This is a genomic window from Thermus sp., from assembly GCF_040290245.1.
Classification (GTDB): domain Bacteria; phylum Deinococcota; class Deinococci; order Deinococcales; family Thermaceae; genus Thermus_A.
This window is the reverse complement of the sequence record NZ_PSMQ01000005.1, coordinates 38,830-48,818: the sequence shown is the minus strand read 5'-3', so window position 1 is coordinate 48,818 and position 9,989 is coordinate 38,830. Positions and strand designations below refer to the sequence as shown.

Below are 9,989 nucleotides of genomic sequence, written 5' to 3'. Positions count from 1 at the left end.
CCCCCGCCTCTTCCGCCCGGACCTCCGTCACCTGGGGGGCGGTGGGAAGCCGGTCTGGCTCCTCCACCACCCGGGGGTCTCCCCCCTGGGCCTCGATAAAGTTTTGGAACTTCTCCAGGGCGGCACCGCTTTCCAGGGCCTTCCGGGCAAGCTCCACAGGAAGCCCCTCCGCCGAAAGCGCCTCCATGGCCAGCCTCAGGGCCAGGTCCTGAAGATCCAAAGGCCCTTCCCCCTTCAGGGCCCCTATGGCCTCCCGCACCTCGAGGGCGTTCCCCACCGCCCGGCCCAAGGGGGCATCCATGCGGGAGAGGACGGCCCGGACCCTCCGGCCCGCCCCCCGGCCGATCCCCACCATCGTCCGGGCCAGAAGCCGGGCCTCCTCCAGGGTTTTCATGAAGGCGCCCTTCCCCACCTTCACGTCCAAAACGATGGTCCTCGCCCCGGCGGCGAGCTTTTTGCTCATGATGGAGCTGGCGATCAAGGGGAGGCTTTCCACGGTGGCGGTTACATCCCTCAGGGCGTAGAGCTTCCCGTCCAAAGGGGCCAGGGTGGGGGACTGGCTGGCGATGACCAGGCCCACCCGCTCGGCCAAGCGCAAGAACTCCTCCTCGGAGAGCTCGGCCCGGAAACCGGGGACGGACTCGAGCTTGTCGATCGTCCCGCCGGTGTGGGCCAGGCCACGGCCGGACATCTTGGCCACCGTGCACCCCGCCGCCGCCAGAAGGGGGGCCACCACCAAGGTGGTCTTGTCCCCCACCCCCCCGGAGGAGTGCTTATCCACCGGATGGGGAAGGTGGCTAAGGTCCAAGACCTTTCCGGAAAAGGCCATCACCCGGGTCAGGGCCAAGGTCTCCCCCTCGGTCATGCCCCGGAAGAAGACGGCCATGAGCCAGGCGGAGACCTGGTAGTCCGGCACCTCCTCCTTCAGGTAGCCCAAAAGAAAGTCCCTGAGCTCCTCCTCGGTGTGGGATAGGCCGTCCCGCTTGGCCTGGATGAACAGGACGGGGTTCATGCCCCTATGCTACGCTAAGGCCACCCGGTACCGGCCCAGCCTGGAGGAGTTTGAACGCCTCTTCCAGGGGGCGAAGGGGTGGAACGTCTAGAGGGGGAGGTGTACCGGATGAGCCCCATGGGTCCCAGGCAGGGCTCAGCGGTGGCCCTTCTGACCAAGCGCTTCACGGAAGCCCTTGGGGAAAGGGCCCTCGTCTGGCCACAAAACCCCATCCACATCCCTCCCCACTTCGAGCTCCAGCCGGATCTGGCCCTTCTCCTGCCCAGGGACTACCGGGACGCCCTTCCCACCCCCGAGGACGTCCTCCGGGTGGTGGAGGTGGCCGGGTCCGGCCTGGAGCACGACCCAAACCGGAAGCTTCCCCTCTACGCCCAAGTCTGGATTTTGGACCTCAAAGCGGAGGGCCTGCCCGTCTTCCGCGCCCCCAGGGCCGGGGAGGAAGCAGAGCCCCACTCCTTCCCCGGGGTTCGGATCCCCTGGCCCTAGGCCCGGCCCACGGAACCGAAAAGCTCCATCCGGCTTTCCACCACCCTCTTCACCGCCTCCCGGGCAGGGCCCAGGTACTTCCTCGGATCAAACCCCTTGGGGTTTTTGCTCAGGCTCTCCCGGACGAAGGCGGTGAAGGCCAGACGCAGATCGGTGTCCGTATTGATCTTGGCGATGCCCAAAGCGATGGCCTTCCGGATGTCCTCGGGGTGGATCCCCGCCGCCTCCCCGATCTCACCCCCCGAGGCCCGGAAGCGCTCTATGAGCTCCTGGGGAACGCTCGAGGCCCCATGGAGGACCAGTGGGGCCTGGACCAGGCGGGCAATCCTTTCCAGCCGGGGGTGGTCGATAAAGGGCCGCCCCTTGCCCTTGTAGGCACCGTGGCTCGTGCCGATGGCCACCGCCAGGTAGTCCGCCCCGGTGCGCTCCATGAAGAGGCGGGCCTCCTCGGGGTTGGTCAGGAGGGCATCCTTCTCGTCCACGGCCACGTGCTCCTCAACGCCCGCAAGCCGCCCCAGCTCCGCCTCCACCGTCACCCCCACCGCATGGGCCGCCTCCACCACCCTCTTGGTCTCTCGCACGTTGGTCTCGAAGTCCTCGTGGGATTTGTCGATCATCACGCTGGTGAAGCCCATACGTAGGGCGTTAAGGACGCTCTCGTAGCTGGAGCCGTGGTCCAGGTGGATGGCCACCGGCACCCTTGCGTCCCGGGCGAGCTCCCGCACTAAGCCCACCAGAGCCTTGCCTCCGTACTGGATCGCCCCTTCCGAAAGGGCGAGGATCACCGGGCTTCTGAGGGCCTCGGCGGCCTCGAGGATGGCCTGGGTGAGCTCCATGTTGTTGGTGTTGAAGGCCCCGACCCCATACCCCTCTTCCCGCGCCTTTTTAAGGATCTCCAAACCCGTCACCAGCATACCTGCCTCCAGGCGGATTATACCGGGCGCCAGCCTCAGTAGGCCTGGCCCGTGGTCTTGGTGAGGAGAAGGCGGAACTCATGGGGGCTGGTGGCGGCCGCCAGGGCGTCCTCGAGGGCGATCACCCCCTCCTGGTAAAGCTGGACCAGGTGCTGGTCAAAGGTGCGCATGCCCAGGGCCCCTCCCTCCATCATGGCCTCCTTGATCATCGGGGTCTTCTCCTCATCCTTGATGAGCTCGCGGACGTACGGGGTGGCCAGGAGGACCTCCAGGGCCAAAACCCGTCCCCCTCCGTCCGCCCGGGGCAGAAGCCTCTGGGAGAGGATGGCCAGGAGGCTTTCCGAAAGGAGAATCCGGACCTGCTGGTGCTCGTGCAGGGGGAAGAAGTCGATGATCCGGTTGATCGTCCTCTGGGCGTCCAAGGTGTGGAGGGTGGAGAGGACCAGATGCCCGGTCTGGGCGGCCATGATCGCCGCCTCCACCGTCTCTTTGTCCCGCATCTCCCCGATGAGGATCACATCCGGGTCCTGGCGCAAGGCGTACTTGAGGCCGGAGTGGAAGCTGTCCGTATCCAGCCCCACCTCCCGCTGGACCACCAGGCTTTTCTTGTGCCGATGCAAGAACTCGATGGGGTCCTCGATGGTGATGATGTTCTTGGCGTAGTGCAGGTTGATGTGGTCGACGAGGGCGGCCAAGGTGGTGCTCTTGCCGCTTCCCGTAGGCCCGGTGACCAGGATGAGCCCCCGTTCCTTTGCCCCCAGGTCCTCCATCACCCCCCGGGGCAGGCCCAGGGCCTCGAAGCTTGGGATGGCCTCCGAGACCACCCGCATGACCAGGCCTAGGCTTCCTCTTTGCCTTAGGAGGTTGCAGCGGAACCGGGCCACCCCGGGGAGGGTGTAGGCAAAGTCCATCTCCTTGCGGTACTCCAGCTCCTCCAGCTCTTCCGGCTTCAGAATCGCCCGGACGAGGGCCTCGAGGTCCTGAGGCTTAAGGGGCTCCCTTCCGAAAGGTCTGAGCTTCCCATCCACCCGGATGGTGGGGGGAGCCCCGGCCTGGAGGTGGATGTCCGAGGCCCGGGCCTGGACCATGGCCCGCAGAAGGTCCGCCAGGGTCTCTGGGACGCTCATGCGTACACCTCCAGGTTGTCAATGAGACGAACCTCCGGAAAGCGGCCGGCCAAAAGGCCCCGCGCCCCCCTAATCCAGTCGGAAAGGGGCAGGAGGGTCTCGGGGTGGACGATGGCCAGGTAGTCCTTCTGGAACTCCGGCACCCGGGCGAGGACCTCCTCTCCCCGCCTTAAGGCCTCGGCCACGCTTCCTCCAGCCAGGGCCACCGCCCGCATGGCCGAAAGGGCCTGGAAGAGAACGGAGGCCTTCTTCCTCGTCTCTGGGGAGAGGTAAAGGTTGCGGCTGGAAAGGGCCAGGCCGTCCTCCTCCCGCACCGTGGGAACCCCCACCACCTCGAGGGGAAACCCCAGGTCCCGCACCATCTTCCGCACCACGAGAAGCTGCTGGTAGTCCTTCTCACCAAAGTAAGCCCGTCTGGGCTGGACGAGAAGGAAGAGCTTGGCCACCACCGTGGCCACCCCTTGGAAGTGGCCAGGCCGCACCTCCCCTTCCCAAAGAGCGGTCAGGGGGCCTTCCACGCTCACCCGGCTGGCAAAGCCCCTCGGGTAGATCTCCTCCACCTCCGGGGCGAAGAGGAGGTCCACACCCGCCTGTTCCAGAAGCCGGGCGTCCCGATCAAGGTCCCTGGGGTAGCGGGTGAAGTCCTCCTGGGGTCCAAACTGCAAAGGGTTCACAAAGATGGAGACCACCACGAAGGGGTTCTCGGCCCGGGCGCGTTCCACCAGGGCCAAGTGGCCCCGGTGCAGATACCCCATGGTGGGGACGAAGCCCACACCCCCCTCCAGGTGGGCCCGGAGTTCGGCCACGCTCTTCACGATTCTCACACCCCCAGTATACTTGGGGTGTGGGGAGGAAAAAACGCGAGGAAAAGCGGAAAAAGAAGCTCCTGGCCGAGTGGGAGGCCAGAAGGCCTAAGACCCTAAGGCAAGCCCTCCCCTATCTTCCAGGCCTCCTCCTCCGCACCACCCTGGTCGTTTTTGGCCTCACCCTGTTCATGATCCTTCTGGGCCTAGCCGGGCTGGGCCTCTTCGTCAACCCCTGGGTCCAGATGGGGGTGTATGTGGCGGGGTACCTCCTGTTCCAACGCTTCATCCTCGGGCCTTTGGCCCCGCCCAGGCTGAAATGAACCCCCGGCCCTTCCGCTAGGGCAGGCTAGACCCTTTCCGCATCGGCCCAGAAGCCCTCGAGGTCGTAGAAGGCCCGGGCCTCGCGGCTCATCAGGTGGACAACCACCTCCCCATAGTCCAAAACCACCCAGCGGGGGCTCTTTTCCCTCGGCCTGGGCTCGAGGGAGAACTCTCTAAGCCTCTCCTCCAGGTGGCTTTCCAAGGCCTGCAGGTGGGGGAGGCTCTGGGCGGTGGCGATGACAAAGTAGTCGAGCGCCTCCGAGACCTTGGTTAGGTCTAAGGCCACCACGTCCTCCGCCTTTTTTTCGGAAAGCACCTCTTTAATCCGGCCTACCAGGGCTAAGACCTCCTTCGGCTTGACCATCCACCCTTACTATAACCGATCCTGGTCAAGAGCGTCTTCCAGGACCACCACCACCCCCTCCACGGGAAGATGGGGGGAGAGGAGGGGCAGATGGAAGAGATCGGCGTAGTAGCGGCCCGCCTCCAGGTCCTTGGTGTAAACCCCCGGCACCCCCTCCCCCTCCTCCAGGCGGAAGGAGAGCCCAATCCCCCTCAAAAAGGGCTCGGCCCGCTCCAGAGCCCTTCGGCTTCCCCGCAGGGTGAGGGGAAGCTCAGGAGGGTAAAGGGGCTTGCTCTCACCCAGGAACCGGGCTAGGAACTCCGATCGCGCCCGGGGGTCCACCCGCAGATACCCCCCGTCCTCCAGGGTGGGCAAGGTGGCGGCCTCCAGGCTGATCCCTTTGAGGTGGGGCAGGAAGGGGGTGAGGGCCTCGAGGGAAAGGTCGGTGTCCACCTCCTTCCAGACCTCCCGGGCGGCCATGAGGAGGGCGGGCCAGCGCCGAGGATCCTTGGCCTTCCCCAGCACCTGGCCAAGAACCGCCTTGATCCGGTCCAACCGGGTATAGTCCCCGAAAGCGTCGTGCCGGAACCGCATGTACTTCACCGCGTCCTCGCCGTCTAAGTGAAGTCTGCCGGCGGGAAAATCGATGTAAAGCCCGGCCGCCCGGTCGGTGTACCGCATGGGCTGACCCAAAACCACCTCCACCCCCCCCACCGCGTCCACCAGCCTGGCGATGCCGGTGAGGGTGAGGACCAGGTGGTGCTCCACGGGAAGGCCCAGGACCTCCTCCACCGCTTTTTTCAAAAGCCCGGCCCCGCCTCGGCCATAGGCGGCGTTGATCCGGCCACTGGCCACCTCGGAGTAGGTGTCCCGGGGAATGGCGATGAGCCGGGCCCTTCCCCCCTGGACAAGGACGTACAGGAGGGTATCCGTTCGGCTTCCCGGCCCACATGGGGTGTGGTAGCCGCAGTAGTTGATGTCCCGGGCCGCCACCACCAGGCGCATCTCGGGCAAGAGCCCCACCCCTTCCCCCTGGGTCGCCCCTTTGAGGTCCGGGCGGGCCCAAAGCAGGTAGGCCAAGGCCCAAAGGGCAAGGCCCAAAAGGAGGAAGGAGGGCCGCGGGCGCATCAGAGTCTTTCGTAGACCTCGAGGGTCTTGGGGTGGAGGGGAACCCCTTTCCTCTCAAGATAGGCCACCTTGTTCCGGACCGCCTGGCGGTAGGCCTCCAGAAGCCGCCCCGCCAGGGCCAGCTCCCGGATCTCCCCGTTTACCCCCCGCTCGGGTTCGGAGATGTCCGCCACGTAGAGGGCCATCCCAATGGCGTTTTCCGGGTCTACCCCGTAGACGTGCCCCTCGATGGCCTCCAGGACCTTCTCGTCCCTCACGCCCCACTGTTGGGCCAAGACCCGGGCCGCCCGGCCGTGGAGGGCCAGGGGGTGGGCCCTTTCCACCTCGTTCTCCGGGGGGGCGAGGCGGAGAAGCTCCGCTTCGGGAAGGTCCCGGGCCGCGTCGTGAAGTAGGGCCGCCAGGTAGGCCCGCTCAGGGTCTAGGCCGTTGTTCCGGGCGATCTCCTGCGCCAAAGCGGCCACCCGCTGGATATGGGCGAAGCGTTCAGGCCGGACCAAAGCCCTCACCTTTTCCTCAAGGGACGCGATAGAGACCTTGTTTTTCAAGGTACACCTCCACCAAAGGGGGAACCAGGTAGCGCACGCTCTTCCCCCTTTTCAGCCTCTCCCGGATGAGGGAGCTGGAGACCCCGTACTCGGGGACCTCGAGCCAAAGAACGGGAACGGGGAGGGTGGGCCTAGGGTAGCCGGGGCGGGAGACGGCCACGAGCTGAGCGTACTCAGAGAGCCTCCCCCCCTCTTTCCAGCTCAGAAGGTCGCGGTAGGCGTCCGCCCCGGTGATAAAAAAAAGATCGGCCCCCGGGTATAAGCCTCGGGCAGCCCGCAGGGTGTCCACCGTGTAGCTCGGCCCCGGCCGGTCCAGCTCGAGGCGGCTGGCCTCAAAGCGCGGATCCTCCAAGGTGGCCAGAAGGACCATGGCGTGCCGGTCCTCCGGGGGGGCCACCGGGGTCTTGTGGGGCGGGTAGGCAGCGGTGACGAAGAGCACCCGGTCCAGCCCCAAGGCCTCCACCGCCTCGCTCGCCGCCAGGAGGTGGCCCATATGGATGGGGTCAAAGCTTCCGCCAAAAAGGCCCAGGCGCACACCGCCTCCTAGTCCGGGATGTACTCAAACTCCCGGCCCGCGAGCACCACCGTATCCCCCGCCCGCACCCCCTTGGCCTTCAAAGCGGCCTCGAGGCCCATCCGCTTAAGCTTTTCCTGGAGGTAGGCCATGGCCTCCGCCATCTCCCCCTTCACCCGGCCCACCAGGGCCTCGATCTGGGGGGCGTGGACCTCGTATACCCCCTCCTGGACCCCCCTCACCTCCAAAGGGGCCTCCTCCACCCGGACGGGCAAGGGAGCGGGCAGGCTGGGCCGGGGGGCCTTTTCCACCAAGCTCCAAAGCCCCTCCTTAAGCGCCAAAAGACCCTCCTTCCGCAGGGCGCTCACGGGCAAAACCGGAAGACCCTCCCCGGAAAGGCGGGCAAGAAGGGCCTCCACCTCCCTTTGGGGAGGAGGTCGATCTTGTTGAGGGCCACCAGGCTTGGCCGCTGGAGAAGGGCCCTGTCGTAGGCCCCCACCTCCACGCGGAGGGTCTTAAGGGCGGCCATGGGGTCCTCCGTGGCGTCTAGGACATAGAGGAGGACGCGGGTACGGGCAATGTGCCGGAGAAACTCCAGGCCGAGCCCCTTGCCCTGGCTGGCCCCCTCTATGATTCCCGGCAGGTCGGCCAAGGTGAAGCGTTCGAGGCCCACCTCCACCACCCCCAGATTTGGGCTTAGGGTGGTGAAGGGGTAGGGGGCGATCTTGGGATGAGCGTGGGTCAAAGCGGCCAGAAGGCTGCTCTTCCCCGCGTTGGGGTAGCCCACAAGCCCCACATCGGCGATGAGGATGAGCTCGAGGCGGAGCCGCCTTTTCTCCCCCGGCGCCCCCGCAAAGGCAAACCGGGGGGCCTGGCGGGTGGGGGTCACGAACCGGGCATTACCCTCCCCCCCCTCTCCCCCCTTGGCCACCAAGACGGTCTGCCCCTCCCGGGTGAGGTCGGCCAAAAGCGCCCCGGTCGTCGCGTCGAAGACCCGGGTCCCTAAGGGGACCTCCACCACCAGGTCCCGCCCGGCCCGGCCGTGCTGGCCGCTTCCCTTGCCGTGCTCCCCGTCCTCGGCCCGGTAAGCCCGTTTGGAAAGCTCCGCCAGGGAATCTATGCTGCCCTTGGCCCGCAGATAGACGCTACCTCCCCGGCCTCCATCCCCCCCGTCCGGGCCGCCCTTGGGCACGAACTTCTCCCGGCGGAAGCTCACCGCCCCATCCCCGCCCCGGCCGCCCTGGACGGTGATCTCTAGGACATCACGAAACATTCACGCGAGGGGCCGGACGTGCACATACCGCCCAAGCCGCCCCTTGTCCTGGTACTCCACGACTCCGTCCACCAGGGCGAAGAGGGTGTAGTCCCGGCCCATGCCCACGTTCTTGCCGGGTTTGAACTTGGTGCCCCGCTGCCGGACAAGGATGTTCCCGGCGCGGACGGTCTCGCCGCCGAACCTCTTGACTCCCAGATACTTCGGATTGGAGTCGCGACCGTTTTTGGTTGAACCGAGACCCTTTTTGTGTGCCATGGCTTACTCCTGGCTTAACCTTGGATCTCCTTGACCAGAATCTCCGTGTAAGGCTGACGGTGCCCCTTCTTACGGCGGTACTGGACCTTGGCCTTGAACTTCATGACCAGGACCTTTTTCCCCTTGCCGTGGCCCAGGACCTCCGCCACCACCTTGGCCCCAGAAACCGTGGGGGCCCCCACCTTCACCGCCTCCCCGCCGATGAGCAGGGGCTCAAACTCCAGCGTGGAACCCGGCTCGAGGGGAAGCTTCTCCACCTTAAGCCGCATCCCCGGCTCCACCCGGTACTGTTTTCCGCCCGTCTGGATGATGGCAAACATGGCCTCTCCTTTCCGTGCCCCTTCCGGAAGTGTCAAGGCCCCAAGGGCCTACCGAATATCCACTATACCGGGAAGGGCAGGGCTTTGCAACGCCGCCTTGTTCAAAAAGCGTCCCCGCCCTTCGGGCGGGGGATCTGGTGGAGCCGACCGGATTCGAACCGGTGACCTCCTCAATGCCATTGAGGCGCGCTCCCAGCTGCGCCACGGCCCCAAGCGAAGCCCATGCTAGCCCACACCCCCTCTCTTGTCAAGGGGCGCCCAGGAGATATAGGATACCCTTGGAAATTTTCATGAACTCGAGTGGATTCTCCCTTTTGGAACTTCTGGTGGTCCTCTTGATCCTGGGAATCTTCCTTCTTTTGGCCACCCCCCAGCCGGACCCCGACCGCCGGGCGGTGGACCAGGCCGCCCGGGGCCTTTCGGAGCAGGTGGTCCGGGCCCGCCTCGAGGCGATCCGGAACAACGTCTTCGCCGGGGTCCACCTCTTCACCGACGGGGCCGGGGGGTATGCGGTCTTCCTGGACCTGAACGCCAACCGGGTCTACGACCCAGGGGAGGAGGTCCAGCTTGTCCGTTTCGGCCAGGGCGACTGGGCCCGGGTGGCCCTGGCCAAGGAGAGGAGCACCCTGGGCAATCTCCCCCTTCTCTTCGATCCCCGGGGCATCCCGGCCAAGATCATCACCGGAACCTGGGCCTTAAAGTCCTCCTCGGGGCATGTGCGGAAGGTGGTGGTCTCCCAGCAGGGCCGGGCCCGGGTGGAGTGAGGACCCCCCATTTGGGGGATGCCGCCCGCCCTCTTTAAGGGGTACGCTGAGAAGGTGCAAAGGCAGGGCTTCTCCCTTGTGGAACTGCTCGTCGTCCTCCTCCTTCTGGGCCTCCTCCTTGCGCTTCTTCCCCCCCGCCTGGCGGCCCCGGACCGCCGGGCGGTGGACCAGGCCGCCC

At 66.1% G+C, this 9,989-nt stretch carries 14 protein-coding genes, 1 tRNA gene and 1 pseudogene; 4 read left to right on the top strand and 12 right to left on the bottom strand.

Features of this window, described 5'->3' with window-relative positions; all coding sequences use genetic code 11:
• On the bottom strand, positions 1-1,012 hold a 1,012-nt coding region (locus C4301_RS01595; RefSeq protein WP_352413370.1), incomplete at its 3' end, for a thymidine phosphorylase.
• Positions 1,013-1,090: 78 nt separating this feature from the next.
• Between C4301_RS01595 and C4301_RS01590 the strand changes: the two genes are divergently transcribed.
• On the top strand, positions 1,091-1,498 hold the full coding sequence (locus C4301_RS01590; RefSeq protein WP_352413369.1) for a Uma2 family endonuclease: 408 nt from the start codon (positions 1,091-1,093) through the stop codon (positions 1,496-1,498).
• On the opposite strand, the gene fba is transcribed toward C4301_RS01590, so the two are convergent.
• Genes fba through panC form a run of 3 tightly spaced genes read right to left on the bottom strand, consistent with a single transcriptional unit; the run spans position 1,495 to position 4,363 of the window.
• Positions 1,495-2,412: a class II fructose-1,6-bisphosphate aldolase gene (gene fba / locus C4301_RS01585; protein WP_352413368.1), complete on the bottom strand. Its 918-nt coding sequence runs from the start codon at positions 2,410-2,412 to the stop codon at positions 1,495-1,497. The two genes, C4301_RS01590 and fba, sit on opposite strands and share 4 nt — an antisense overlap.
• Positions 2,413-2,447: 35 nt before the next feature.
• The gene (locus C4301_RS01580) at positions 2,448-3,539 is read right to left on the bottom strand and encodes a type IV pilus twitching motility protein PilT (protein WP_352413367.1); all 1,092 of its coding nucleotides are present in this window, start codon (positions 3,537-3,539) and stop codon (positions 2,448-2,450) included.
• On the bottom strand, positions 3,536-4,363 hold the full coding sequence (gene panC, locus C4301_RS01575) for a pantoate--beta-alanine ligase (protein ID WP_352413366.1): 828 nt from the start codon (positions 4,361-4,363) through the stop codon (positions 3,536-3,538). The genes C4301_RS01580 and panC overlap by 4 nt, the downstream gene beginning before the upstream one ends.
• A gap of 20 nt (positions 4,364-4,383) precedes the next feature.
• On the opposite strand from panC, the gene C4301_RS01570 reads away from it, so the two are divergent.
• Positions 4,384-4,665, top strand: a complete 282-nt coding sequence (locus tag C4301_RS01570) for a hypothetical protein (RefSeq protein ID WP_352413365.1) — start codon at positions 4,384-4,386, stop codon at positions 4,663-4,665.
• A 26-nt stretch (positions 4,666-4,691) separates the two neighbouring features.
• On the opposite strand, the gene rsfS is transcribed toward C4301_RS01570, so the two are convergent.
• From rsfS to C4301_RS01530, 8 genes and pseudogenes are all read right to left on the bottom strand, one after another.
• The gene (gene rsfS, locus C4301_RS01565) at positions 4,692-5,030 is read right to left on the bottom strand and encodes a ribosome silencing factor (protein ID WP_352413364.1); all 339 of its coding nucleotides are present in this window, start codon (positions 5,028-5,030) and stop codon (positions 4,692-4,694) included.
• 9 nt (positions 5,031-5,039) lie between these two features.
• Positions 5,040-6,137: an LCP family protein gene (locus tag C4301_RS01560; RefSeq protein WP_352413363.1), complete on the bottom strand. Its 1,098-nt coding sequence runs from the start codon at positions 6,135-6,137 to the stop codon at positions 5,040-5,042.
• Positions 6,137-6,682, bottom strand: a complete 546-nt coding sequence (gene yqeK / locus C4301_RS01555) for a bis(5'-nucleosyl)-tetraphosphatase (symmetrical) YqeK (RefSeq protein WP_352413362.1) — start codon at positions 6,680-6,682, stop codon at positions 6,137-6,139. The genes C4301_RS01560 and yqeK overlap by 1 nt, the downstream gene beginning before the upstream one ends.
• A complete protein-coding gene (nadD, locus tag C4301_RS01550; RefSeq protein ID WP_352413361.1) occupies positions 6,651-7,217 on the bottom strand; it encodes a nicotinate-nucleotide adenylyltransferase in 567 nt (188 codons plus the stop codon). Before nadD ends, yqeK begins: the two co-directional genes overlap by 32 nt.
• Positions 7,218-7,225: 8 nt before the next feature.
• A pseudogene (gene obgE / locus C4301_RS01545) lies at positions 7,226-8,469 on the bottom strand (GTPase ObgE).
• Complete coding sequence (gene rpmA, locus C4301_RS01540; RefSeq protein ID WP_352413360.1) at positions 8,470-8,727, bottom strand: 50S ribosomal protein L27; 258 nt, start codon at positions 8,725-8,727, stop codon at positions 8,470-8,472. It lies immediately after the preceding pseudogene.
• Positions 8,728-8,741: 14 nt separating this feature from the next.
• Positions 8,742-9,047 (bottom strand): 50S ribosomal protein L21, encoded by a 306-nt coding sequence (rplU, locus tag C4301_RS01535; RefSeq protein ID WP_352413359.1) that lies wholly within the window; start codon positions 9,045-9,047, stop codon positions 8,742-8,744.
• A gap of 135 nt (positions 9,048-9,182) precedes the next feature.
• A tRNA-Ala gene (locus C4301_RS01530) sits at positions 9,183-9,258 on the bottom strand.
• A 79-nt stretch (positions 9,259-9,337) separates the two neighbouring features.
• Between C4301_RS01530 and C4301_RS01525 the strand changes: the two genes are divergently transcribed.
• Together C4301_RS01525 and C4301_RS01520 are read left to right on the top strand one after the other, a co-directional pair.
• Positions 9,338-9,811: a GspH/FimT family protein gene (locus C4301_RS01525; RefSeq protein ID WP_352413372.1), complete on the top strand. Its 474-nt coding sequence runs from the start codon at positions 9,338-9,340 to the stop codon at positions 9,809-9,811.
• A gap of 18 nt (positions 9,812-9,829) precedes the next feature.
• A partial coding sequence (locus tag C4301_RS01520; RefSeq protein ID WP_352413371.1) for a prepilin-type N-terminal cleavage/methylation domain-containing protein occupies positions 9,830-9,989 on the top strand: 160 nt, incomplete at its 3' end.

Bases quoted from the DNA above. Each gene is read 5' to 3' on its own strand.
- rsfS (WP_352413364.1), bottom strand. From the start codon at position 5,030: ATGGTCAAGCCGAAGGAGGTCTTAGCCCTGGTAGGCCGGATTAAAGAG.
- fba (WP_352413368.1), bottom strand. From the start codon at position 2,412: ATGCTGGTGACGGGTTTGGAGATCCTTAAAAAGGCGCGGGAAGAGGGG.
- rplU (WP_352413359.1), bottom strand. From the start codon at position 9,047: ATGTTTGCCATCATCCAGACGGGCGGAAAACAGTACCGGGTGGAGCCG.
- rpmA (WP_352413360.1), bottom strand. From the start codon at position 8,727: ATGGCACACAAAAAGGGTCTCGGTTCAACCAAAAACGGTCGCGACTCC.
- C4301_RS01580 (WP_352413367.1), bottom strand. From the start codon at position 3,539: ATGAGCGTCCCAGAGACCCTGGCGGACCTTCTGCGGGCCATGGTCCAG.
- C4301_RS01525 (WP_352413372.1), top strand. From the start codon at position 9,338: ATGAACTCGAGTGGATTCTCCCTTTTGGAACTTCTGGTGGTCCTCTTG.
- C4301_RS01560 (WP_352413363.1), bottom strand. From the start codon at position 6,137: ATGCGCCCGCGGCCCTCCTTCCTCCTTTTGGGCCTTGCCCTTTGGGCC.